We start from the raw sequence: 25016 nt of genomic DNA on the forward strand, positions 1-25016 counted from the left end.
AAAGTTTGAATACTATGGATAACCAAAAAATGAATTACAGAAAACCTTTTATTACCATTACCTTTTTATTTTTTATGTGGGGATTCATTACTGTAATGAATGATGTTTTAATTCCACATTTGAAGGCAGTATTTGAACTTTCCTATTTTCAGGCAGCATTAATTCAGTTTGCCTTTTTTGGAGCTTTTTTTGTGATTTCACTTATATATTTTATTATCTCTGTTAGTCAGGGAGATCCTATTTCCAAAATAGGATATAAGAATGGAATTATAATTGGCCTTATTCTTTGTGGTATCGGATGTTGTCTTTTTTATCCCGCAGCTAATTATCAACGATATGGAATTTTTCTTGGGGCTTTATTTGTCTTGGCTTCAGGGGTGACTATTTTACAGATAACAGCTAATCCATATGCTGCAATACTAGGAAACCCTGATACGGCATCAAGTAGGCTTAATTTGGCTCAGGGATTTAACTCTTTTGGAACAACTTTAGCACCTATTATTGGGGCTATATTATTATATAAAGTGTTTTCTAATGGTGAAATTACAGTAGATTCCTTAAAAATGCCTTACCTTATATATGGAGGACTTTTTCTAATACTAGCTGTTATTATAAAATTCGTTAAACTACCTTCTTTTGTCAATAATGAGAAAATAGAGAAAGGATTAGGAGTATTAAAATTTAGACATGTTGTTTTAGGAATGTTTGCCATCTTTTTTTATGTAGGAGGAGAAGTGTCTGTTGGGAGTTTTTTAATAAACTTTTTTGGTCTCGAATCAATTATGGGAATGGAGGAAGCAGAAGCGGGAGTATTTTTATCATATTACTGGGGAGGTGCCATGATAGGAAGGTTTTTAGGATCTGTTTCTATGGGGAGCATTACCGATAAGACAAAAAAGTATCTGTTAATGGCTGGGTTATCAATACTTTTCTTTTTTGTCTTGTATTTTATTACTGGAATAAAGGTAGAAGCAGATGAGTTTTCACTACAATTATTACCGTTTTCTAAAATATGGTTATTTATTGTGTTTTTACTTATTAACTATTTGGCCTTCATGATAGGAGGGGTTAAACCTTCAAAGGTATTGACCTTATTTGCAGGAGTTATAATACTATTACTCTTAATCATGATACTTAGTAATGGAGAAATTGCTTTTTGGAGTGCTATAGCGATTGGAGCATTTAATTCAATCTTATGGTCAAATATATTTACATTGGCAATAAAAGATTTAGGAAAATATACTAGTCAGGCATCGTCATTATTAGTTATGATGATTGTTGGTGGAGCATTAATTCCTTTGTTACAAGGAGCGGTTGCAGATATTATAGGAATTCAATTATCCTTTTTTATACCTCTGGTATGTTATATATACTTAGTGTTTTACGGGATAGTGGGATATAAAGTCAAGAATATAATATAAACATATAAAATTTTATTTTTTAAATGGTGTTAGGTGTTGATATTGGAGGTAGTCATATTTCTGTTGCAATTATAGATGAGAAAAAACCAAATCAAATACAGCAAATCTATACGATGAAAGTTGGACATAAGGACGACTTAAATCTTATATTAGAGAGTTGGATGTGTACTATAGATTTGGCAATTGATAATTTGGGAGAGGAAAAACTTAAAGGGATTGGTATAGCTATACCAGGTCCTTTTGATTATAAGAATGGTATTTTTCCCAAAAAAGGAGAAAGTAAATTTGATACCTTATGTAATGTAAATCTTAAAAGTTGTATCATAGAAAAATTGAATCTAGATCCTTCTGTTTTTGTTAGATTTTATAATGATGCAGCATGTTTTGGTATAGGAGAAGCTTGGGTAGGAGAATTAATTCCTTATCAAAAGAGTATTGCAATTACTTTGGGAACAGGTTTAGGAGCAACTTTTCTGAATAAAGGTGTTCCTTTAACTAAAGGTAAGGGGGTTCCGTTATATGGAGAGTTATATCATTTACCTTTTGGAGATGGTATTGCAGACACTCATTTTTCTACACAATGGTTTCAAAGGCGTTATAAAGAAATTACTGGTCAGGATATAGCAGGTGTAAAAGAATTGATAGCATGTAAAGAACATCTAAAAATAACAACGCAAATTTTTAAAGAATTTGCCCAGAATTTGGCGTTTTTTTTATCTTCCTGGATACAGGATTTTGATGCAGAAGGCATTGTCATAGGGGGTAACATTAGTAACGCATGGTCCTTTTTTGAAAAAGAATTGTACACTGCATTTAATGTATTGCGGATAGAGATACCAATTCATAAAAGTAAACTTCAAGAAAATGCGGCTTTAATGGGGGGCGCAAGACTAACAGATAATCATTTTTATAATATACTTTAAATCGCATATTAAGATCTAATCTTTAGTATTTTAAGCTTAATTAAAATTTCTCAACCTTTAAAAATATCCAAATAAGAATCAATATCATTAAAGTTGTCTGCTTAAACATATTAATAGATATTGATTAAGTTTATTTTGATTGGTTATAATGAGTTATTCGTCGAATTTCTTTCAAAAGAAAAGCATAGTTAAATTATCTTTATCATTAGTTAAACAGCTAACAACAAAGAATTATGGTTGCAGAAGTTCGATATAGAAATTTAGAAGATATAAGTTATAAAGAGGCAGGGATTTATGAGAATACTAGATTCGAAAAAATTCATAATGTCGTTTATGACAATTCTAATAATGCTTCTTATAAAGTTGCACATGAGATCGCTGCTTTAATACGACAAAAGGAGAAAGACGAGATGTATTGTGTTTTGGGATTAGCTACAGGTTCTTCTCCGATAAAAGTATATGAAGAATTAATCAGACTTCATAAAGAAAAAGGCTTAAGTTTTAAAAACGTAGTTACTTTTAATTTAGATGAGTATTATCCTATGGAAAAGGATAATGTACAAAGTTATTATGATTTCATGCATGAGTATTTATTTAATCATATCGATATTCCTAAGGATCATATAAATATACCTAGTGGGGATACTCATCCTGATAAAATTCTAGAAACATGTATTGCTTATGAAAATAAAATAAAGAAGTATGGAGGTTTAGATTTTCAATTACTTGGTATAGGTAGGACTGGACATATAGGTTTTAATGAACCTGGGTCGCACTATAATTCAAGAACAAGGCTTATCACTTTAGATCATCTTACAAGAACAGATGCTGCATCTTCATTTTTAGGACTTGAAAATGTCCCTAAAAGAGCAATTACGATGGGAATTGGTACTGTAAAAGAGGCAAAAAGAATTGTTTTATTAGCTTGGGGAGAGAATAAAGCAGAGATCATAAAAAAAACTATAGAAGGAGAAATTACTTCTCAAGTTCCTGCAACATACCTTCAATTACATAAGAATACAACTTTTGTTTTGGATGAAGGAGCAGCTTCTTTACTTACACAATACAAAACTCCATGGCTTGTTGGCCCATGCATGTGGACCGAGGAAACAATAAGTAATGCAATTATATGGTTATGTGAGTTAACTTCAAAATCAATTCTTAGACTCACTGATAAAGATTATAATGATAATGGTATGGAGAGTTTGTTGGCTAAAGAAGGAAATGCATATGATATAAATATTAAGATGTTTAATAAACTTCAACATACGATTACGGGATGGCCTGGAGGAAAACCAAATGCAGATGATACTTCAAGACCAGAAAGAGCAATCCCCGAAAAGAAACGAGTACTTATATTTAGTCCTCATCCTGATGACGATGTGATTTCTATGGGAGGCACTCTGGATAGATTGGTAGAACAGGGGCATGATGTGCATGTAGCGTATCAAACTTCTGGAAATATTGCAGTTTCTAATCATGAAGCACTAAAATTTGTAGAAGTGGTAACCACAATGGATTGTAATAATAACGTCTTTAATACTATAGTAGAAGCCATTCAAACACAAGAAAATTTTGAATTTAATACGCCAGAATTATTATTCTTAAAAGGAGTTATTCGACAAAAAGAATCTCTGGGAGCTACTCGATATCTTAATATTCCTGATGAGAAAGTACATTTTCTAAATATGCCATTTTATGAAACGGGAGCTATAAAAAAGAAACCATTGGGAGAAGAAGATGTAGAAATTATATCAAATTTAATCAAAGAAATAAAGCCTCATCAAATATATGCAGCCGGGGATTTAGCTGATCCTCATGGAACACATAGGGTTTGTTTGGACGCACTATTTTCTGCAATAGAAAAAATAAAGTTAAATGATTTTATGAAAGAATGTTGGGTGTGGTTATATCGAGGTGCATGGCAGGAATGGGGATTACACGAAATTGATATGGCTGTACCCATGAGTCCAGATCAAGTAATTAAAAAAAGAAAAGCTATTTTTTTTCATCAATCTCAGAAGGATAGAGTAATGTTTCAGGGAGATGATTCAAGAGAGTTTTGGGTTAGAGCAGAAGAAAGAAATCAAGATACAGCAATGAAGTATCATCAATTAGGATTGGCAGATTATGCAGCAATGGAAGCCTTTAAAAGATATCATTTTTAATAACATAAATACAATAAAATATTGTACAAAAATGATAAGAAAAAAATGTTTACAAAAGAAGCTTGTGTAGAAAGAATTTCCCAGGCACAACTGGCAGAACAGAAAGGTGCAAATAGAATAGAGTTATGTGGAGACTTAAGTGTTGGTGGGATAACCCCTTCATTAGAGATCATAATAGAAGCAAAAGAAAAAATACATATTCCTATTCATGTAATGATAAGGCCCAGAGGAGGAGATTTTGTCTATTCTGACGATGAATTTGAAGAAATGAAAAACCAAATCCTAGATTGTCATAAGAGTAAAGTAGATGGCGTTGTATTCGGAATTTTAAAAAGAGACAATACTCTTGATATTGACAGAATTACTGTATTAGCTCAAATAGCTATGCCAATGGCAATAGTATTTCATAAAGCGATTGATGAAACACCAAATATCATCAAAGCATTGTATGACCTCATAAAAATAGAAGGTATTACTGGTATATTGACTTCAGGAGGTAAAACCACAGCAAAGGAGGGGAAAGTTATTTTAAAAAAGATGGTAGCTTTAGCAAAAAACAAAGTAGAGATCATTTCTGCAGGATCCATTACAAATGACAATATTCAAAAACTACATCAATTTATTAAAGGGCCATCGTATCACGGAAAACGAATAGTTGGAAATTTAAATGAGGTTAATGATTAAAGAAAACCATAGCTGGAGAAGAAGATTGATATATAATGCCAGAAGAGCTTTCAATAATAGTGTTTATTAAACTTCTATATATTTCTTTCTTTTTACTGATAAAGAGTGATTATATTTAACATTAAATATGAATTCTTTAAGATGTAAATTGAACTTTATGATGAGATTCACGCTTTTATTAAGCATTATTCTTTTACTATGTATTTCCTGTGATCAAAAAAGACAGACAGAAGAGTCAATCAAAACCAAGGAATCAAAAGAAATAAAGGTAGAAACACCTAAAGATGGCCCTCCTGGGATGGTTTGGATTACTGGTGATCAATTTACTATGGGGGCATTAGAAAATGATTCATATGCTCGTACAGATGAAAAACCTGCACATGAGGTAAAAGTTTCCGGTTTTTGGATGGATATTAATGAAGTAACGAATTCAGAATTCAGAAAATTTATTGAGGCTACAGGTTATGTTACTACTGCCGAGAAAAAACCAGATTGGGAAGAACTAAAAAAACAAGTTCCTCCGGGGACTCCTAAACCGCATGATTCTATGTTGGTCGCTGCATCTATGGTATTTACACCTGTAGATACAGATAATTTGTTTGATTGGTCACAATGGTGGTCTTGGGTAAAAGGAGCCAATTGGCAGCACCCTCAAGGACCAGAAAGTTCGATTGAAGGAAAAGAAGATCATCCTGTAGTTCAGGTTTCCTGGGATGATGCTCAGGCATATTTAAATTGGGTAGGAAAACGATTTCCTACAGATGCAGAATGGGAATTTGCCGCTAGAGGTGGATTACAAAATAAACTTTATCCATGGGGTAATGATACTAATATTAGTGCTTTCGGAAATACTTGGCAGGGAACATTCCCGCTATATAATAGTTTAAAAGATGGATACTTTACAACTGCTCCAGTGAGGACCTATCAGCCCAATGGATATGGATTATATGATATGGCTGGTAATGTATGGGAGTGGACTTCAGACTGGTATAATGTAACATATTATAAAGAGAGCGCTGATCAAGGTGTTATCGAAGATCCAAAAGGAGCAGATAAACCTTTTGACCCAAGACAACCTTATACACCCCAGAGAATACAAAGAGGAGGATCTTTTTTGTGTAATAATAGCTATTGTAGTAGTTACAGAGCGAGTGCCAGAATGCACTCTAGTCAGGATACAAGTCAAGACCATGTAGGTTTTAGAGGTGTAATGACTCAAGAACAATGGGAAGTCCTAAAAAATAAACAATAATCAGACAAGTAGTTTGAAATGTATACCATTCTACAAATAAAAAAAATGAATTATGTCCGAAAAATACAAGAAAAGGGGATAATTTTATGAATACATACTTATTATTACGTATTAACTTTGTAAAGTAAAAATGACTAAATAATAAAGATTAAGCCCTATTTCAATAAAAAATAAGGTTGACCTTCATTATAAAAGTGTTTTAATTTTAATGATTTTATTATTTGTTTATTTAGTTTGAAATATATACTAAGGTGTAAAAAATACAATAATAACTAGTACAATATTCACCTTTATCAAATTTCAAATTAATCTAATCGTAACCTATTAAAAAAAAGATTATGAAATTTTTAAAAGGAACTAAGGTATATAGTATTTTAACAGGCAGCTGTCCCGTTTGTCAAAGCGAAAGTATGTATGTAGAACCAAATCCATATAAATTAACAAATGTATTAGCAATGAAAGAACGTTGTGGTCATTGTAGTACAAAATATAAAATAGAGCCCTCTTTCTTTTATGGGGCAATGTATGTAAGCTACCCGGTTGGGATAGCTTTTGCAGTCACTACATTTGTGTTATCATATCTTGTTTTTAATTTGGATTTAATTATTACATATTGCGTAATCGTAGTGGTTATGGTAGTTTCATTACCCATAATATTAAGAACTTCAAGAAATATATGGATTAACTTTTTTATGAGTTATAAAAAATCTAAAGCAAATTTAAAATTATAAGATTAAATACTTGAACAATTTAAATATTTGAGAAAATAAGCTACGTCGTTATGTTTAAAAACTAATTTATAATTTGTTGACCCTAATGATATTATAGTTTATTTATACTATAAAATAACAAGTTATTTCCTTTACAATTCTATTGCACAAATAAATCTTTATCTTTGTTAGATGAAAATACTAACAATCATATTCTCGATGTATTTCTTGGGGATTACATTTGTTCCTTGTCAGGATGGTGTGATTGATAGTGATTCGGATACTACAGAGTTTATTTCAGATTCAAATCAGCATGATCATCATCAACATATGGAATTATGTTCTCCTTTTTGTTCCTGTCAGTGCTGTCATACCAAAATAGATACATATCATTTACATGATTATAGAATAACATCAATAATAATATCATCAGATATATTTACTTATCATAATGATGTGAAGCAAAATGTTGTAATCCCTTTATTGCACCCTCCTCAGGTTTAATTTAGTTTTTTAATAGGATACATACGTCCTTTTTGGTCTTTAATCAAAGACATTTAACTAAATTAAATATACTTAAATGATTAATAAACTTATTGAGTTTTCAATCAATAACAAATTAGTTATTGCATTGTTTACCATTGCATTAATAGTTGCCGGAATCTATAGTATTAAAGAAGTACCTGTAGATGCTGTGCCTGATATTACCAATAATCAGGTACAGGTAATTACTCAAGCACCCAATTTGAGTACCGAAGACATTGAGCAATTTGTTACATACCCCGTAGAAATCGCTGTTGCTAATTTGCCTGGAGTAATAGAAATTCGCTCTATTTCTAGATTTGGACTTTCTGTAGTGACTATAGTTTTCAGTGATGATTTAGATACATATTTACCAAGGCAATTGGTATCAGAAAAATTAAATGAAATAAAAACTCATATTCCAGAGGGATTTGGAGAACCATTTATAGGTCCTATATCAACAGGGTTAGGAGAAATTTATCAATATACATTAGAGGTTACACCAGAATACAAAGATAAATATGATACCATGGCATTGCGTACCATACAAGATTGGATTATTCGCAGACAAATGGCAATGGTTCCTGGTGTGATTGAAGTAAATGCCTTTGGAGGTATCATAAAACAATATGAAGTTGCAATAGACCCTAATGAACTTAATGCTATTGGGATTACAATTAACGATGTATATAAAGCATTAGAAAATAATAATCAAAATACAGGAGGAGCTTATATTGAGAAAAACCATCAAGCAAATTTTATTAGAGGAGAAGGGTTAGCACGAAGTTTAGAAGATATTGAAAATATTGTAGTAGTAAACAAAGTTGGTATTCCTATTACTATAAAAGATATTGGAGTAGTACAATTAGGAAGAGCAACACGTTATGGAGCATTGACCAAAAATGGAGAAGGAGAGGCTGTTGGTGGTATGATCTTAATGTTGAAAGGAGCCAGTAGTGATGATGTTATTAAAAATGTTACTAGTAGGATAGATAAAATTCAAAAATCATTACCCGAAGGAGTTACTATTAAGCCTTTTTTAGATAGAAGTAAATTAATTACAAATACTACTTCAACTGTTAGGAATAACTTGTTAGAAGGTGCACTTATTGTCATTTTTATTTTAGTATTCTTTTTAGGAAATTGGAGAGGGGGTTTGATTGTTGCTTCTACCATTCCTCTTTCTTTACTTTTTGCTTTTATATTAATGAATGTTTTTGATGTTTGGGCAAACCTTATGAGCCTTGGCGCAATCGATTTTGGTATTATCGTAGATGGAGCTGTAATCATAGTTGAAAGCACTATTTTTCTTATTTATCAAAGAATTAAGAAGAAAGGAACTATTTCATCTGAAGATCGGGATGATATAACCTATAAGGCTTCTTCTAAAATGATGAATACTGCTTTTTTTGGGCAATTTATTATTTTAATTGTTTTCTTACCGATTTTAGCGTTAGAAGGAGTTGAAGGAAAAATGTTTATTCCAATGGCTTTAACTTTTGGTTTTGCTATGATTGGAGCCATGATACTTTGTTTAACGTATGTTCCCATGGTTACCTCATTATTTCTAAAAACTCCAGATGTTGAAAAGAAATATTGGGGAGACAAGATTGTTCTTTGGTTAGAGCGTAACTATGAAAAGGGATTGCTAAAAGCTTTAGAAAAGGGAAAAGTCATTGTTGTTTTATCAATCTTATTACTTGGTTTAGCAGTATTTACGTTTACCAAAATGGGAGGAGAATTTATTCCCCAATTAGATGAAGGAGATATAGCATTTCATGCGATCTTAAAACCCGGGAGTTCGTTGTCAGAAACAATTTCTACCACTACAAAAATTGAAAAAATCGTGAAGGAGAATTTCTCTGAAGCGAAAGATATTATTAGTAGAATAGGAGTTGCCGATGTACCCACAGATCCTATGCCAATGGATATTGCAGATGTATTTGTTATTCTGAAGCCAATTTCAGAATGGACAAATGCTACCAGTAAAGAAGAACTCATAAATAAGATGAAGGCAAAAATCGAACAGGTTCCTGGAGTTAATTATGAATTCACTCAACCAATTGAAATGCGTTTTAATGAACTCATCACTGGTGTTCGTGAAGATATCGCTATAAAATTATATGGGGATGATCTTATTGTCCTAGCGCAAAAGGCAGAAGAAATAGGAAAAATAGTAGCTTCTGTAGATGGTGTTGCAGATATGAAAGTAGAGGCGATATCGGGACAACCACAAATTACTATTCGGTATAACAGAAAGAAGATTGCTCAATACGGTTTGCAAATAAAAGAGCTCAATAAACTAATAGAAACTGCTTTTGCAGGGGGTGTAGCTGGAACTATTTTTGAGCAAGAAAAACGTTTTGACTTGGTGGTACGCCTTAAAGAAGAATTACGTCGAGACTTAAGTAATGTAAAAAATTTGTTTGTTCCCCTATCCAATGGGACACAGATTCCGTTAAAAGAAGTAGCCAGTATAAGTTACAAACCGGGGCCAATGCAAATAAGCCGAGATAATACGAATCGAAGGACTTATGTTGGTATTAATGTACGGGGTCGTGACATTAAATCTCTAGTTGAAGAAATTCAACAAAAAATTGAAGCTCAGGTTAAATTTCCAGCGGGATATTATGTTCGTTATGGTGGAGCATTTGAAAACTTCGAACGAGCAACATCCAAACTTAAAACTGTAGTTCCAATAGCTTTAGGTTTGATTTTTCTTCTCATTTTTATGGCTTTAAAATCGTTTAAACAAACGATAATGATTTATGTAGCTATTCCGTTAGCGACTATAGGAGGAGTCTTTTCTTTAATGCTTCGTGATATGCCTTTTAGTATTTCTGCAGGAGTTGGGTTTATTGTGTTATTTGGAGTAGCAGTTCTTAATGGATTGGTACTTATAAGTGGATTTAATGAACTAAAGGATGAAGGCATCACCGATATTAATAAACGAATTAGAATAGGTGCAAAAAGACGTATCCGGCCTATATTATTAACAGCACTTACAGATATGTTAGGGTTTTTGCCAATGGCACTATCCACTTCCTCTGGGGCAGAGGTACAACAACCACTTGCTACAGTAGTAATAGGAGGTCTGCTAACCTCTACATTATTAACATTGTTTATTATCCCCATTTTGTATAAATGGATAGAAAATAGAGAAGAAGATAAAATGAAATCTATAAAACCAAATAGGATTATTGCAACGGTCGTGATACTATTCTTTTTTAGTACAATACATGCACAGCAATCAAAAATTTCTATGGATGAAGCAATTACCATGGCAATAGAAAACTACCCTACATTAAAAGCTGCACAACTTTCTGTTGAAAAAGAAAAAGCTTTGAAAACTACCGCTTGGGACTTTGGAAATACACAAATTTTTACTTCGGGTGAAGAAATACGAAATAATAGTAATGATGGTGTATATACTACCTTTGGTATTGGACAAAATAATATTGATATTTTTGGAATTGCCTCAAAAACCAGATTAACAAAAGAGAATATCAAACTGGCAGAAGCTAATGTAGAATTAAGTATGCTGGACTTAAAACAAAAGGTTCAAATTGCTTGGGCAAAAAGTTATACAGCAAAACGTTTATATGAGTCCTATGCCAAAATAGATACCGTATTTTCTGGGTTAAATAAAGCAATTGACCTACGGTTTGAAACAGAGGCAATTTCTAAACTAGAATACAATGCTACTGTAAATCAAAGAAAGTTAATACAAATTCAAAAAGAGCAAGCTTATGCATCTTATCAAATGGCGTTGCATGAGCTCAATCAATGGGTTTTGGGCGATAAATTATTCGATGTCGCGGATATACCATTGAGTACCTTTGATAATGATATTCTTATTGTAGAAGAGAATTTAGAAAACCACCCTCTTTTCAAATATTGGCAGACACAGTCTAATATTGTAAAAGCGAGGCAAAAAGTAGCAGAGTCACAATTTTTACCGAAACTGTTTGCACGGTACGGATTTCAGAAAATAGATGAACAATCAGGTTTTAATAGCTATCAGTTAGGAGTACAATTTCCATTGATTTTTAATAAAATAAGAGGAAAGGCAAAGGCAGCCAAAATAAATACATCTATTATCGAAGAGCAAAAGAAAGCAAATGAAGAACAACTTAAAAGTAAATATTCGATACTACTAACAAACTTTGAACAATTGCAAAAACAATGGAACTATTATAAAAACAAAGCATTACCACTTGCTATAGAACAACGTAATGGAGCCATTTTATCCTATAAAGAAGGAGCAATGGATTATATCGCTTTCATTCAAAATATAAAAGATGCCGTTCAATTAGAAATAAATACCTGGCAAGTACTTCAATACTATTTAGAAAATAAAATACAATTAGAATATTTCTTAAACCTAAAGTCTTAAAAATGAAAAATAATAATAAATATGTTATACTAATCTTGAGTATTGTAATGTGCATGTCAGGTTGTAAGTATATATCCGAAAAAGACGAAGATTCTAATGTAAACAATAAGGCAATAGAAAATTTAGAAAAAAAAGAAAAACGTAGTCATAATGATAAACATGGAGGAGGAGTATTGTTAAACCAAGAACAGGTCGATATATTGGGTATAAAAATAGATACACTTATCAGGCGTAATATGAATGGTTATGTTCAGGTAAATGGAACACTAGGAGTCCCGCCTCAAAACGAAGCAATCGTAACCAGCGTTTTAGGAGCTAATATTAGTAATATTAAAGTGATAGAAGGGGATAAGGTAAGTAAAGGACAGGTTTTAACGTATATAAGCCATCCAGATATCATAGGAATGCAAACTGATTATTTACAAGCGTATAATAAACTTGTTTTTTTAGAACAAGATTATAATCGTCAAAAAAAGTTGTATGATGAACAAGTAGGTTCAGGACGTGATTATCAACAAGCAAAATCTATATTTTCAAGTACCAAGGGTTTGGTTAAAGGGTATGAAAGTCAATTAAGACTCTTAGGACTTTCTTCAAAAAATATTAGAGAAGGAAATATCTCACAAGTAGCCTTGATAAAAAGTCCAATAGATGGTTTTATTGAAAAAGTAAAGGTGAAATCTGGTCAATATGTAGAGCCACAAACACCTTTGTTTGAAATTGTGAATACAGATCATATTCATGCAGATTTAATGGTGTTTGAAAAAGATATTAGCAAGGTAAAGAATGGACAATTAGTAAAGATTAATATTGAAGCACTGGGTAATACTGAGATGACTGCAAAAATTTATTCTGTAGGAAAATCTTTTGAAGAAGGACCGAAAGCTTTACATGTACATGCAGAGATAGAAAATAAGAACAAAAATTTAATACAAGGAATGTATGTTACTGCACGAATCATTACCGAGAATACTTTAGAGCAAGCTTTACCAGAAGGTGCTATTATTCAGGAAAATGAAACATTTTACGTGTTTGTGGCAGAAAAGAAGGATAACAATTCTTGGAATTTTGTTCCTAAAGAAGTCATTGTAAAATCGACAAGTAATGGATTTACAATTTTTGACTTTAAAGAAAAAACAAGCAAAGGAATACGCTTAGCTCAAAGTGGATCATACTATTTAATGGCAGAGATGAAAAAAAGCGAAGCTGGACACTCACATTAAGCTAGTATAAAAAAGAAAAAGTGTTAGGCTAATATTTTATATGTAAAGATATACATTTCTGAATTTTGCTTAATATGTTAAGTTATATGATCGGTTTTTAACTGGTAGAAAAATGACAATTTCTTAAGAGGTAAAATCAAAAAACTTTAATATTTTCAAATTGTTAAATTTATAGAATATTATGACTCGAGATTTTATACATATTAATGACTTTGTTATTTTGCTTGAAGAAGGTAGTGCAACAAATATTGAAGTAGATGCATGCCGTTTTGAAGAACCACTTATTGCTGTTGCATTTTATGGCTCGGGTAATGTAGACTTAGCTGTAAACTATGGACAGGTAACTAAAAAATTCCAGCATACAAAGGGTCTGGCACTTTCTTTTTATGCTGATGAAAATGTAGCATTTGAACATACTATTTCCCCAGATAAAAACCTGGAGTGTATTGTGGTGGCTACTGCTTTAAGGAATCTCGATAAGTTACCAAATCAGGAAGGAGAGATTTTTAGAGATTTGCTTCAGGAATTGGTTCATCCAAAAGGTAATTATGTCGAAGGTCCTAACTTTTTCATGACTCCTGAAATGGAACGTATAGTAGACGCAATTTTTGCTAACCAGTATTCTGGAAAGACAAAAATGATGTTTTTTCGAAGTCAGATAACGGCGTTACTTTCCCATTTTTTTGGACAATTGGCATTAATGCATAATTCGCGTTCAAAACTCCATTACAGAGATAAACTAAATGAAGTTAGAGAAGTTTTACTGAGAGATTTAGAAAACCCACCTTCTCTTAATGAACTTTCCCAACAAATAGGGTTAAATACTACAAAACTCAAAAAAGAATTTAAAGCTGTTTTTGGGGTGCCTGTATTCAAATACCTTCAAAATGAAAGACTTTCTTCTGCTCACAAACTTATTAGTGAAAATAATGCTACTGTACAAGAAGCTGCCTGGCAGGTAGGTTATGATAGTCTTAGTTCTTTTTCCAATGCTTTCGCAAAAAAATTTGGCTATAGACCCAGTCAACTCAAGTAATGCACTTTTCGAACAAATCATATTTCCGCTCGAATAAATAAATCGAGCTGATAACATGCAATTTTGTGTCATCCTAATTAGTAAAACAAACAGTGATGACCACATTAGTAAAAATTATCCTCGGACTGACACTCTCTTTTCTGGTAGCACAGAGCTCAAAAAGAGAACAAAGACAAAACTTCGTTTACACCAAATCAACTTATAGCGCAGCAGGAGATTCTATTCAGTTAAGAGCATACAAAATCCTTACGAACAAATGTAATGTCTGTCATGTTGAGCGTAATAGAAGGCGGGTGTTCACCAAAGAAAATATGAACCCTTGGGCAGCTGTTGTATATAAGCAAACATTCATAAAAAAGCGAATGCCAAAGGGTAAGAAAATCAAACTCACAAACCAAGAGTACCAAGAATTATTAACCTGGATAACCTCCACAAAAAATCATAACAATGGAATATAAAATCAAACTCATTATATTACTACTTGGTATTTTATTTACAGGGCTTACAGCTGGATTGTGTTTTAACTGGTCAAACACTGTCACTTCTGGCATTGGGAGATTAGATGATCTTACGTTTCTACAATCCTTTCAGGCAATGAACCGTGCGATTATCAACCCGAGTTTCCTAATTGTGTTCTTTTCGCCTGTAATATTTCTTTCAGTAAATGCCTTTTTACATAAGAATGCAAATCCTACCACATTTTGGTCGTTTCTACTTGCAGCCATACTCTTTTTTGCGGGTGTAGGTCTTATTACAATATTTAAAAATGTACCACTCAATGAAATACTAGACAAGACCATACTAGAAAATCTCTCGGCTATAGAATTGGCAGAATTGAGAACCAAGTTTGAACAACCTTGGAACAGATGGCACATCCAACGAACTATCACTTCATTCATTTCATTTGCCTTACTGTTGATAGGAATCATTTTTACAAAATAAAATTAAATCACTCTGCGATTGGGTAGGATCAAAAAACGAACAATTATGAAGTTAGTTAGAACAATAATCATTGGAATAATTATTTGGAGTATTGGAGTAAGCCTTTATACACTCTCCTTTTTCATTTCTATTATAAAAGACACAGAACTACAAGCAAATATATTTCTTTCTTTAGGAGTAGTACCTGTGGTTTGGTTTGGAACAAAACTGTACTATAGAAAAGATAGTACTGTAAAAGGATATTGGATAGGATTAGCTTTCTTTTTAATTGCAACATTGTTGGATGTTATTATTACCGTACCCTTTTTAATACTACCCAACGGAGGAACGTATTATAATTTCTTCACTGCTGCGGGTTTTTGGCTCATAGGAATAGAATTTATCGCAATATCAGTATTGTATTGGTATACCAAAGTTTTATCAAGAGAAATAAAGTAATTTTTTTATAAAAAGTAAAATCAAAAAGTTTCAAGCTTTTAAAAGTATAATCTCAATTAATAATTATAAAAACAATTAAAGATGAAAACAGAAAACATTTTAGTAATCGGTGGAACAGGAAAAACAGGGAAACGTATCGTAAATCTGCTTCAAGAACAAGGACACCAAGTAAGGGTTGGGTCAAGAAATGCCTCACCATCTTTTGACTGGCATCAACCAGAAGAGTGGACAAAGGCTGTTGAAGGGATCGATAAGGTTTATATTACTTATCAACCTGACTTAGCTGTACCAGGTGCATTGCAAGCTATCGAAGAATTAGTTAAAGTATCAAAGAAAGCCCATGTCAAAAAGTTAGTGCTGCTTTCAGGAAAAGGAGAACGAGAAGCAGAACTGTGTGAACAAGTGGTTATTCATTCTGGTTTGGATTATACCATTGTACGTGCCAGTTGGTTTAATCAAAATTTTAGCGAAAACTTTTTGTTAGAACCTATTTTAGATGGTTTTGTTGCGCTTCCACAAGCAGATGTGCAAATTCCATTTGTGGATGCAGATGATATTGCGCAAGTTGCTGTAAAAGCTCTATTGGATGATGCTCATAATGGTCAGATTTATCAGCTTACAGGAGATAAGGCAATTACCTTTAAAGAGGCAATCAATGTCATTGCTCAGGTGAGTAATCGAATTATTACGTTTGTACCAATTTCGATATCAGAATACGGAGACGGAATGAGAAAAGCTAATTTATCTGAAGATTTCGTTTGGCTCATTGAATATTTGTTTAAAGAAGTTCTTGGCAACCCTAATAACTCAGAAATTACTAATGATGTTGAAAAAGTGCTTAAGAGAAAACCAATTTCTTTTAGTGAATACGTAAATAAAACAGCAGCTACAGGTATATGGAATGTAGGAGTAAAGCAAACCATATAGATTATTTTGTTTTTGGATAAATATTCAAAATATCGATCGTTTTATTTTTTACTTTGAGAATAAATATTAATAAGAAACATTAAGTATTTTTCTTCATTAAAAAAGTGTTCTAATCTAATTAGAACACTTTTTTTAAATGATATCAATATTAAGCATATAAAGCTTAAAAGAGTTCTTGAGAGCTTAGCGACATTAATTTAGAAAATCCAATAGTATTTTAAGGAAGTTTGTCAACTCTAATTAAAATCTTTTTTGTTTATAAAGTTTGAGTTTTGCCTCCAAAATCTGTTAAATAAAATTCCTAAAGTGCCTCCTAGTAACGTGAGCCGACTTTGTGAATATAATAATCCCTCTAAATAATCACTCCTTTCTTTATAGCAAAAATTAGCGGTGTAACCGTAAAGTAAAATACTGTCTTTTCTTGCTTGAAAAGAATAACCGTTTCTAATAGATTTCCAAATACTTTCAATTATGGGATTAGCGGTATTTTTATCTTTTAAGAAAGTGTTTTGAAGACCATGATGTAAACAATCTGTATTCGATTTCTTTTCCGAACAACTTAAGAAGAAGTAAATTATCAAAATGTAAAAAATAATCTTCATTATTCCATGTTTTATACACTTCTATTCAAATAAAATATTACTTATGGTTATATGGTATATAATTTGACCACTCCCAAGGTGTGTAGGTGTCAGCTAAAGCTATCTCTAATAATTCTTTATAAATGCTTTCTCCGTTATCACTATTAGTCATGATTAACATTCCTTTACCTGTCTCGGGAAATAAAATTGAATAATGTTGAAATCCATCTCCATGACCACTTTTTGTTACAGCTTTTCCGTAAGGCGTATCAAAATTTAACCAAGCTAAACCACAACTCAAGTTAATAGCGTCGTATTTATTAGTTGATGTTTTAGAATTAGGACCAAAATGTGCCAAGGTTTTTATTCTAATTTGAGGACTAAAAATTTCATTGTAAGAAGCTTTACTAAGAATTTGCTCGTTCAAGACAGCGGTTAAGAATTTTGTATAATCGTTTGCTGTTGTCTCTAAAGTACTAGCAGATCTAGGTTCGTTATCTATATCCTTACCATAGGTTTCACCTTTTATCGTATGCCCGTGAGCGAAATCTTTTTTAAATCTAGGTTGCCATTGATACGATGTGTTGTTCATTTCCAAAGGTTTAAAAATAAGTTCCTGAGCTAATTCTTCAAGAGGTTTTTTAGTGAGTTTTTCTATGACAACTTGTAGATATACTAGGCCTTCACCACTGTAGAAGTATTTCGTGCCTGGTTCAAAATTTACTCTTAATTTTCTGTCGGCTTCAAAAAACCTCCAGTTATTAAAACCCGAAGTATGTGCTAAACACATCCTTGTTGTTATTTTATGATATAAACTATCAGATTTTAAATCAGAATAGTCGTCATGCCAACGTGTTTGTGGTTCATATTCATAGATTTTCTTAGGTAAATAAGATTCAAGAGGTGTATCTAAATCAATAATCTTGTTTTCTACCAATTTCATCACAAGGACACTAAAAACGGCTTTGCTTAGAGAAGCCCCATAGATGTTAGTGGTATCCGTAAGAACTAATTGTTTAGGGACATTTTTATACCCAAAAGTGTTTTGATAAACAGGTTTTTTTTCATTAAAAATAGTAATTGCCATCCCATGAACTTCAGCATTATTCATTAGCTGATTGATTGTATTGGTCAAAGAATCTTTTGAAATTTCAGTACTATCTAGACGAGTTATTTTATTATTGTTTTTAGGAGCACAATTGATAAAAGCTAAAAGAGGAATTAAGAATAAAGTTACTTTAGCTATTCCTCTTGTCCTACCTTTCAAAAAGGGAATAGAGAAAGGGTAATAACATTTGGACTCTTTTATTGCATATATAATGTTGATTATAACTATTAATACGCAAAGTGGAATGATTAAAATGAAGATTAAAAACCCCCATTTCTCTATGGTCAATAAAGCTACAAAAGATAATACGTATAGCAATAGTACTGTAATCTGAAAATTAACAATTTTAGCACCATGTCTATCATAAAGTGTATTGTCTTCCCTTTTGTGAATCCACAAAAATAATGGAAAAAGCACATTACAAAAAGGCAGTATAAAGCCTAACAAGGGGGTCCCGTGTAATAGTAATAACCATTTTTTTTGGATGGCTTCCTCTTTTGGATTTTCAAGTTGCAAAAGGTCATCGACCTCAATTTCAAGTGCAGTTGCTAATAAGTTTATAGTTTGTAGATGTGGATTGACATCTCCTTTCTCTATACGTTGAATAGTACGGACTGTCACTTCTGTTCTGGCTGATAATTCTTGTTGGGTAAAACCTTTCAATTTTCTTTGATAGATTAGGTTTTTAGCTATTGATTGATTGTTCATTGAAATATATTTTTTGTTAGAACAAAACTATCATTATTGGTTTGTAATCAGAACGACATTTAAGTGTCATGTTTATGTCATTTACCTTTTTTTGAACTATATAGTATTAAAAATGAGCGTTAAAAGCTTTGTGAGATTATTATTTAGAAGAAAATTTTAAACTCTGTTTCAATAACCAGAATTATTCGAAAACCAATGTATTGTTATAATAAAATACATGTATTTGAATCTTAGTGAAAGGGAAGTATTTGGTGAAATAAATTTGGGAATTGGAAATGAATTTTGTTCTAACCTTTTTTTAGAAATCGTTGAATTATTTCTATTATAAAATAAAGCGTTCCAATTAGCTTAGAACGCTTTCTGAGCTCATTTTGTGAACTCATTATTATATGTAGTTTACTCTACTCATAATAAATACAATTATAAAAGAGCTTTAACTCTAATTTTTCTTGCAAATACTACTAATGATATTCCTCCAATTATAATTAACAAACTCGTGATTAATAACCCCTCCATCTCGTTATTTAAGGTAGCCATTAATAATATAAAACCACCTAAAAGGTTTAAGCCTCCAGCCACTAGGCGGCTCATTAATATTCCTTTATTTATTTTATAACTTGAAGTCATTACTGCAAAAGCAAATACAATTTCGAATAAACCATACATTAAAATAAAATAAGTTGAAACCATTAAAAAAGATTTTAATGAGTTTACTGATGTTGCTACGATTGCTCCATAAATAATGAGTCCTAGACCTTGAAGGATATGGTATTGATTTGCTATTTTAGGAAGCTTGTCGTACTTAGAAAATATAAAACTACAGATACCTGCAAAAATCATAAATGCTGGAGTTAATATTTTTGAGTTCGGTATTCCTATCTTTTCAGAAAAGAATAATATAAGTCCAGCAGCAATCATCATAAGACCGCTAAATGTTAAATACATTGTTTTGTTCATTTTTACTTTGTTTAGTTAGTGATTTTAATGTAAATCTCCTTTTTCTGCATTTACCCAACGTTGCATCATTACACGTTGTGCAGGTGTTTGTTGCATTCCCCCAGCAAGTATGTCTAAAAATCGGTCCCAAAGATTTTTCTTTTTACTAGCTTCTTTTTTTATATCCTCGTAAGCTTTCATATATTCATCTGTATATTTATGAGCTTCTTCTTTGGAATATTTAAAAGGAATGTAATTAAGGATAGTATTAGATAAGACATCTACTTCTTTTGGGGTGTACGCTTCAATCATTTTTAGTTGAATGCTGCAGGCTTGCGCTTCGTTTTCTATTCTTTTATAACAATCACTGATTTGTGACCAAATGTCGCTCCAAATTGAAATTTTATTTTCTGGTAGTGAAATTCTTCCTATACATTGTAGCTCATTAAGACTCTGTTTTATAGCAGTACTATATTGGTGGTGGTGATTCCAATTTTCAGAAAGTGCTTGAGTGCTTTTCTCTTTAATTTTTGAAATAGCAGACTCCATTATTGACTTTAACTGGTTGAGATTTTCAGTATAAGCTTTGGCTTCTAATTTCCATTTGTCTTTTGTGGTTTCAGAACCATAATTTTCAACTATTTTTGAAGCTTCATATAGATTATTCTGAAGCGAAGCACCAATTTTCCTCATAGCTGTCCAGTTTTCTGATGTTGATACTGCTAATTGTCGTATAGAAACTACGGCTTCTATAACGGGATTAAAGCTTTTATTATCCATTATTTTTTTGATTTTATGTATTACCTAAATGCAAACTCCTCATCGTAAATATCTCTTTGCTTAATACCTTCATTTTTAAGTTGTTTCATCATATTTTTCTTTAAAGTATCTGGACCACAAATGAGATATGCTTTTTTCTTAGGTTCTCTTAAGCTTAAATCATCTACTGTAATGTGACCTTTAGTTTCAGAATCCCAAAGCACAAATTCAAACAATGGGTTTTTAGAGGCAATTTCCTCAAGTTTCTTTTTATAAGGGGCTTCACTTTTATTATGTACACACCAATACAGTGTTACATTATTAGTATAATAATCATTTACAAGTGATAAAAATGGAGTAATACCTATTCCTCCCGCAATCCAAACTTGCTCTTTTTCTTTTGAATAACCGCTGGAGAATTTACCATAAGGGCCTTCTATGTTCACTTTTTCGCCAATAGTTACCTTTGAAGCTAAAGCATTCGTGTAATCTCCTAATCCTTTTATGGTTACTTTTAAATTATCATCGTGAGGATGGCTACTTAACGTAAATGGATGTTGTTCTCTTTTACTGATTGACGGAAATGTAAAGAATGCAAATTGTCCTGCTTTATACTTAAAATTATCACCTAAAGCACTCATTTCTATCTCAGTGATGTCGTTATCCAGCGATGTAATTGTTTTAATTGAATACTCTAATTTCTTGTTGAATAGGTTGAATAAAAAGGCTCTGTATACCCAGGCGGCAATTCCAATAAATGACATTCCGAAAACATATACCCTTGTTATAGGCAATTCTTTTATTAGACTATCTACCAGCATACCATGAATTACCCCCATTAAATAGAACACCCCCATTAGTTTATGAAAGTTTATCCATTTGTGATATGAAATTTTCTTTTTAAAGATTGGTGCTGCAGAAAGTATAACACCTATAATTATTAGTATAAATGCATAAAACCCTAAAGGTTTACCTGCATTAAATGTTACTAAGTCTCTTGGTACTACAATAAAATGAGCTAATAATAGAAATACGGCGATAACGCCAGACCTTCTATGTATGAGATACATTTTATCTAATCCGCCAAAAAGGTTTTCAACCCATCTAGCTCTACTGGCCATTAAAAAATTAAAGGCAAATACTGTCACTACCCAAGAGGAAAAGACTTCTCCTAAAATTCGGTGTGTATTTTTCCAAGATTCGTTAGTGAGCTCCCCAAAAAATAATGTATCAGAATGTACTTCTATAAAATTTCCATTGTAGAAATATAAATCTACAGCCCAAAAAATAAAATGAATACCGATGATGATTGGAAAATATATTTCCTGTTTTAAGATTCGCATAAATAAGTTTTCTTCAAACCTATAGCTTCTTAATGTTTTTCAATTGTATAAATTGGTCATTTAAACCTTGGTGTAAGGTAGTGGGAGTGTGACCAGTATGCTTTTTTACTTCACGAATAAAATGTGCTTGGTCAAAAAAACCTTTTTCAGGAAAAAAATCTCCCTCTCGTATTTCCAAATATGCCCTATAGCATTTTTGTATGTTGAGGTATTTCTTTAGTGAAATTCCCAAGTATCTATTTAGATATCTATTAATTTCTCTTTGTGACCAATAAATTTGATTAGCAACTTCGCTAGCCAATATATCTCCAAATGTATTATAGAGTAGTTGACTTAACCTAAGTCTGTTTCCTCTAATTTCTTTATGTGAAGCAAGACGTTTTAAAAATGTAGTTTCAAGTTGTTCAACTACACCTTCAAAAGATGTGAAGTTCATGTTTTTAATGTCTAAAAAGTCAAAATTTAATGGTACCACTGAGTTAAATGAGGATATTGCATCCTGTTTTAAAATATATTCTGGTGCAATAACCTTTAATCTAATGCCGTAAGAAGTAATACCTGACGGAATTTTAATCTCCACTTCCTTAGTCCATAATCCCGTCATTATATATCTAACAAGCCTTCCTTCTTGTAACTGAAAAATTAATTTCACATATCCATCTGGACAAATAGTTACTTCTTGTATATGATCAGTATCATTAGTACTTTCCCAATAGGATGCCACAAAGTCTTTTAATTCTTTTCTTGGGTTTAATTCAGTATACTTCCTGGTATTATTTGATGACATTTGTTAAAATTTGTGTAAACATATAGTTTGATACTATCAATTGATTGTATAAAGTGGTCATTGTTTTTTCTTTATTACATTTTTGTTTTCAGGACATTTGTCAATCTGTTTATATCTTCATTCACTTTTCTATCAATAACTTTTCATAATGTTGTGTGGTGTTAAATGATTTATAACCTAGTATTTACTTATAGCTTCGATAGCTATAACAATAGCAAATTTAGCTGTTATAACAAACGGATATCCTACCAAGTAAAATGTATGATTTTTATTGTCCTCTCAGATATCTATAATCTATTTTAAAATATGGATTCATTTTTTAATTGATTTTGAAGGCTTTAGATGGTAGTGTGAGAAATTGAAAAAGCCTATAAACATTATGTTTATAGGCTTTTAATAGAATTTAGTAAATTCTAAGCGGAGAATGAGGAACTATCGTGAATTCCATTTTATCAGGTTTTATAGAGCCTAGAGGAGGTTTATAAATTTAGTGACTCCTAATTAGCCCCTTTTTAACAGCATTTTAACCATTATCATAAGATTTGATTGAATTTATGCTGTTTTGAAGGTTAAACCCATTCAGTACATTCCTCTTCATTTCGTGAAAAGAGCTTCATTCATTAAAGTCTTGGACACAATTTCAAAGCTTTAGATTTTCTCTACACTAATCCCAACCGAAAATGAAAGGAACGCTCAGTTCAAAATATAAAACTTCGAGATAAAGTCCGCTTGCTAAGAATTTCTTATTTTTTCTTACTGTACTTTAGCTTCAAAGATGTTTTTTTATTAGTAATTCTTCTTAAAAAACGCTGTTGTTTTTTATGCTTCGAGTTTAAAGAATCTAGTATTAAAAAGTCTATAAAAGCGCTAAAAAAATAACCAATAAAAGTAACAAACTATATGCAAGAACCATTTTTGAATTAGAAATAACATCCTTCGATTGGGTTAAAATTAATGTTATGTAGACTCCAAAAAGTAAAGCAATAATTGGCAACCCTTTTTTTTAATAGATTGTAGCAGGTATGATGTTGTTGGTTTAATGTTATTATTATCTACATCTTCTTCAAGTATTTCTAGTCTATTTATATCTTCTGGATTACCAAATAATACTTTATCCTTAATCAATTTTTTGTAGTATAATTTACCTTCCTTCTTTTGATATTCATTATTGGGAAACATCCAAAAAAGCCCTTTCCTTCTTAACTTCATCTTATATTTCATGCTGATTAATTTATTAATGAGATGGAACAAAACTAGTTGTAAGATTAACATATTAATCCCTTAGATTAGAAATGAGTAAGGAATCTATGAGGTCACTAAAAAAACAAGCATTGGAATGGATGTCAAAAAGAGAATGTATTTTGCATCGGTGCGTGGGTTTTATTCTTTTTAAGAATATAAAAAATATAAATAGGGTTTACGTATAAATCCTTAATTAACAGTTGGTAACATGTGATTCGGTGCGTAAATTACGTTTCAAAAATACGCACCGATTACCGCACTTTTTATTTGATATTATATAATTTCTTTTGATTTTAAAAGAAAATTAAAAAGCTCATAAACATAGTATTTATGGGCTTTTAAAGGAATTTGAATAATTCCTAGTGGAGTCGGAGGGTCTAACTGAAAAACTTTAAACTACTGTAAATCAATGTGTTGATTTAGTATTTTGAAATACGCACACCGAATTACTCACTAGATTTAAAAATGGAAGTATGCCTTGTTCTGAAATAGATTTTATTCTTTACTAAAATTGTAGATATATTTCTTATATAGAATAGGAAATGTAAAGTAAAATATTAATAAATAACTAATACCTTATAAGATAAAAAAACAAATAATTAACTTTACTAAAAAAAAGAAATTTGTTTTTATGAGAATAACAAAAGTTGATAAAATATTGGACTTTAAGCAACTTCAAAAAATACAACTTGTTAATTTATTTACTTTTTTAGCAGTACTAAGTTCATTTTTTTTTACCCTTATTTTTTTTAATGAAAAATACTTTTTAAGTATAGTTACATTTTCTTTTTCAGCATTGTTAGCTTTAACATGGTTATGGATTAACAGAAAATATTATAATTTAACAAGAATTTGGTTATACTTTTTTTCCTACTTGTATTTGTTGTGGTTAGCATTGATTTTAGGAAGA

Annotated in this window: 20 protein-coding genes; 14 read left to right on the top strand and 6 right to left on the bottom strand. The window is 31.4% G+C overall.

The features are described from left to right. The first annotated feature begins 14 nt into the window (after positions 1-14). From PQF96_RS12855 to PQF96_RS12920, 14 genes are all read left to right on the top strand, one after another. Entirely contained in the window at positions 15-1421 is a 1407-nt protein-coding gene (locus tag PQF96_RS12855; protein ID WP_271766617.1) for a sugar MFS transporter, read from the top strand. 23 nt (positions 1422-1444) lie between these two features. Next, on the top strand, positions 1445-2344 hold the full coding sequence (locus tag PQF96_RS12860; protein ID WP_109436734.1) for an ROK family protein: 900 nt from the start codon (positions 1445-1447) through the stop codon (positions 2342-2344). A gap of 233 nt (positions 2345-2577) precedes the next feature. Further along, positions 2578-4512, top strand: a complete 1935-nt coding sequence (nagB, locus tag PQF96_RS12865) for a glucosamine-6-phosphate deaminase (RefSeq protein WP_271766618.1) — start codon at positions 2578-2580, stop codon at positions 4510-4512. 45 nt (positions 4513-4557) lie between these two features. After that, complete coding sequence (locus tag PQF96_RS12870) at positions 4558-5196, top strand: copper homeostasis protein CutC (protein WP_271766620.1); 639 nt, start codon at positions 4558-4560, stop codon at positions 5194-5196. A gap of 157 nt (positions 5197-5353) precedes the next feature. Further along, positions 5354-6448, top strand: coding sequence for a formylglycine-generating enzyme family protein (locus PQF96_RS12875; RefSeq protein WP_244299631.1), 1095 nt, complete (start codon positions 5354-5356; stop codon positions 6446-6448). Positions 6449-6786: 338 nt separating this feature from the next. Further along, positions 6787-7179, top strand: coding sequence for a DUF983 domain-containing protein (locus PQF96_RS12880; RefSeq protein WP_271766621.1), 393 nt, complete (start codon positions 6787-6789; stop codon positions 7177-7179). A gap of 171 nt (positions 7180-7350) precedes the next feature. Continuing rightward, a complete protein-coding gene (locus PQF96_RS12885) occupies positions 7351-7662 on the top strand; it encodes a DUF6660 family protein (RefSeq protein WP_143917174.1) in 312 nt (103 codons plus the stop codon). Between the two features lie 76 nt (positions 7663-7738). Next, positions 7739-12076, top strand: coding sequence for a CusA/CzcA family heavy metal efflux RND transporter (locus tag PQF96_RS12890; RefSeq protein ID WP_271766622.1), 4338 nt, complete (start codon positions 7739-7741; stop codon positions 12074-12076). Between the two features lie 2 nt (positions 12077-12078). After that, positions 12079-13299 (top strand): efflux RND transporter periplasmic adaptor subunit, encoded by a 1221-nt coding sequence (locus PQF96_RS12895; protein ID WP_271766623.1) that lies wholly within the window; start codon positions 12079-12081, stop codon positions 13297-13299. A 181-nt stretch (positions 13300-13480) separates the two neighbouring features. Continuing rightward, complete coding sequence (locus PQF96_RS12900) at positions 13481-14335, top strand: helix-turn-helix transcriptional regulator (RefSeq protein WP_271766624.1); 855 nt, start codon at positions 13481-13483, stop codon at positions 14333-14335. A gap of 95 nt (positions 14336-14430) precedes the next feature. Further along, entirely contained in the window at positions 14431-14793 is a 363-nt protein-coding gene (locus tag PQF96_RS12905) for a hypothetical protein (protein ID WP_271766626.1), read from the top strand. Further along, the gene (locus tag PQF96_RS12910) at positions 14783-15277 is read left to right on the top strand and encodes an anthrone oxygenase family protein (protein ID WP_271766627.1); all 495 of its coding nucleotides are present in this window, start codon (positions 14783-14785) and stop codon (positions 15275-15277) included. Before PQF96_RS12905 ends, PQF96_RS12910 begins: the two co-directional genes overlap by 11 nt. Positions 15278-15322: 45 nt before the next feature. Further along, positions 15323-15715 (top strand): DUF5367 family protein, encoded by a 393-nt coding sequence (locus PQF96_RS12915; protein WP_271766629.1) that lies wholly within the window; start codon positions 15323-15325, stop codon positions 15713-15715. A gap of 81 nt (positions 15716-15796) precedes the next feature. Beyond that, entirely contained in the window at positions 15797-16642 is an 846-nt protein-coding gene (locus tag PQF96_RS12920; RefSeq protein ID WP_271766631.1) for an NAD(P)H-binding protein, read from the top strand. Between the two features lie 639 nt (positions 16643-17281). Here PQF96_RS12920 and PQF96_RS12925 read toward each other — a convergent pair. The 6 genes from PQF96_RS12925 to PQF96_RS12950 form a co-directional block, all read right to left on the bottom strand. After that, positions 17282-19039: a serine hydrolase gene (locus PQF96_RS12925; protein WP_271766633.1), complete on the bottom strand. Its 1758-nt coding sequence runs from the start codon at positions 19037-19039 to the stop codon at positions 17282-17284. Positions 19040-19459: 420 nt separating this feature from the next. Then, positions 19460-19996 carry a hypothetical protein gene (locus PQF96_RS12930; RefSeq protein WP_271766635.1) on the bottom strand — a complete coding sequence of 179 codons (537 nt, stop codon included), beginning with the start codon at positions 19994-19996 and terminating at the stop codon, positions 19460-19462. A gap of 24 nt (positions 19997-20020) precedes the next feature. After that, the gene (locus tag PQF96_RS12935) at positions 20021-20755 is read right to left on the bottom strand and encodes a hypothetical protein (RefSeq protein WP_271766636.1); all 735 of its coding nucleotides are present in this window, start codon (positions 20753-20755) and stop codon (positions 20021-20023) included. A 20-nt stretch (positions 20756-20775) separates the two neighbouring features. Then, on the bottom strand, positions 20776-22077 hold the full coding sequence (locus PQF96_RS12940; protein ID WP_271766638.1) for a ferredoxin reductase family protein: 1302 nt from the start codon (positions 22075-22077) through the stop codon (positions 20776-20778). A 19-nt stretch (positions 22078-22096) separates the two neighbouring features. Next, on the bottom strand, positions 22097-22864 hold the full coding sequence (locus tag PQF96_RS12945) for a DUF6597 domain-containing transcriptional factor (RefSeq protein ID WP_271766640.1): 768 nt from the start codon (positions 22862-22864) through the stop codon (positions 22097-22099). A 957-nt stretch (positions 22865-23821) separates the two neighbouring features. Continuing rightward, the gene (locus PQF96_RS12950) at positions 23822-24085 is read right to left on the bottom strand and encodes a hypothetical protein (protein WP_271766641.1); all 264 of its coding nucleotides are present in this window, start codon (positions 24083-24085) and stop codon (positions 23822-23824) included. Between the last annotated feature and the right edge of the window lie 931 nt (positions 24086-25016).

This window comes from Aquimarina algiphila (assembly GCF_947494415.1).
GTDB classification, from domain to species: Bacteria; Bacteroidota; Bacteroidia; order Flavobacteriales; family Flavobacteriaceae; genus Aquimarina; species Aquimarina algiphila.

Coding starts and splice junctions, on each gene's coding strand:
- PQF96_RS12950 (WP_271766641.1), bottom strand. CDS start 24,085: ATGAAATATAAGATGAAGTTAAGAAGGAAAGGGCTTTTTTGGATGTTT.
- PQF96_RS12945 (WP_271766640.1), bottom strand. CDS start 22,864: ATGTCATCAAATAATACCAGGAAGTATACTGAATTAAACCCAAGAAAA.
- PQF96_RS12910 (WP_271766627.1), top strand. CDS start 14,783: ATGGAATATAAAATCAAACTCATTATATTACTACTTGGTATTTTATTT.
- PQF96_RS12930 (WP_271766635.1), bottom strand. CDS start 19,996: ATGAACAAAACAATGTATTTAACATTTAGCGGTCTTATGATGATTGCT.
- PQF96_RS12895 (WP_271766623.1), top strand. CDS start 12,079: ATGAAAAATAATAATAAATATGTTATACTAATCTTGAGTATTGTAATG.
- PQF96_RS12860 (WP_109436734.1), top strand. CDS start 1,445: ATGGTGTTAGGTGTTGATATTGGAGGTAGTCATATTTCTGTTGCAATT.
- nagB (WP_271766618.1), top strand. CDS start 2,578: ATGGTTGCAGAAGTTCGATATAGAAATTTAGAAGATATAAGTTATAAA.
- PQF96_RS12875 (WP_244299631.1), top strand. CDS start 5,354: ATGATGAGATTCACGCTTTTATTAAGCATTATTCTTTTACTATGTATT.
- PQF96_RS12880 (WP_271766621.1), top strand. CDS start 6,787: ATGAAATTTTTAAAAGGAACTAAGGTATATAGTATTTTAACAGGCAGC.
- PQF96_RS12890 (WP_271766622.1), top strand. CDS start 7,739: ATGATTAATAAACTTATTGAGTTTTCAATCAATAACAAATTAGTTATT.
- PQF96_RS12925 (WP_271766633.1), bottom strand. CDS start 19,039: ATGAACAATCAATCAATAGCTAAAAACCTAATCTATCAAAGAAAATTG.
- PQF96_RS12935 (WP_271766636.1), bottom strand. CDS start 20,755: ATGGATAATAAAAGCTTTAATCCCGTTATAGAAGCCGTAGTTTCTATA.
- PQF96_RS12900 (WP_271766624.1), top strand. CDS start 13,481: ATGACTCGAGATTTTATACATATTAATGACTTTGTTATTTTGCTTGAA.
- PQF96_RS12920 (WP_271766631.1), top strand. CDS start 15,797: ATGAAAACAGAAAACATTTTAGTAATCGGTGGAACAGGAAAAACAGGG.
- PQF96_RS12940 (WP_271766638.1), bottom strand. CDS start 22,077: ATGCGAATCTTAAAACAGGAAATATATTTTCCAATCATCATCGGTATT.
- PQF96_RS12885 (WP_143917174.1), top strand. CDS start 7,351: ATGAAAATACTAACAATCATATTCTCGATGTATTTCTTGGGGATTACA.
- PQF96_RS12905 (WP_271766626.1), top strand. CDS start 14,431: ATGACCACATTAGTAAAAATTATCCTCGGACTGACACTCTCTTTTCTG.
- PQF96_RS12870 (WP_271766620.1), top strand. CDS start 4,558: ATGTTTACAAAAGAAGCTTGTGTAGAAAGAATTTCCCAGGCACAACTG.
- PQF96_RS12855 (WP_271766617.1), top strand. CDS start 15: ATGGATAACCAAAAAATGAATTACAGAAAACCTTTTATTACCATTACC.
- PQF96_RS12915 (WP_271766629.1), top strand. CDS start 15,323: ATGAAGTTAGTTAGAACAATAATCATTGGAATAATTATTTGGAGTATT.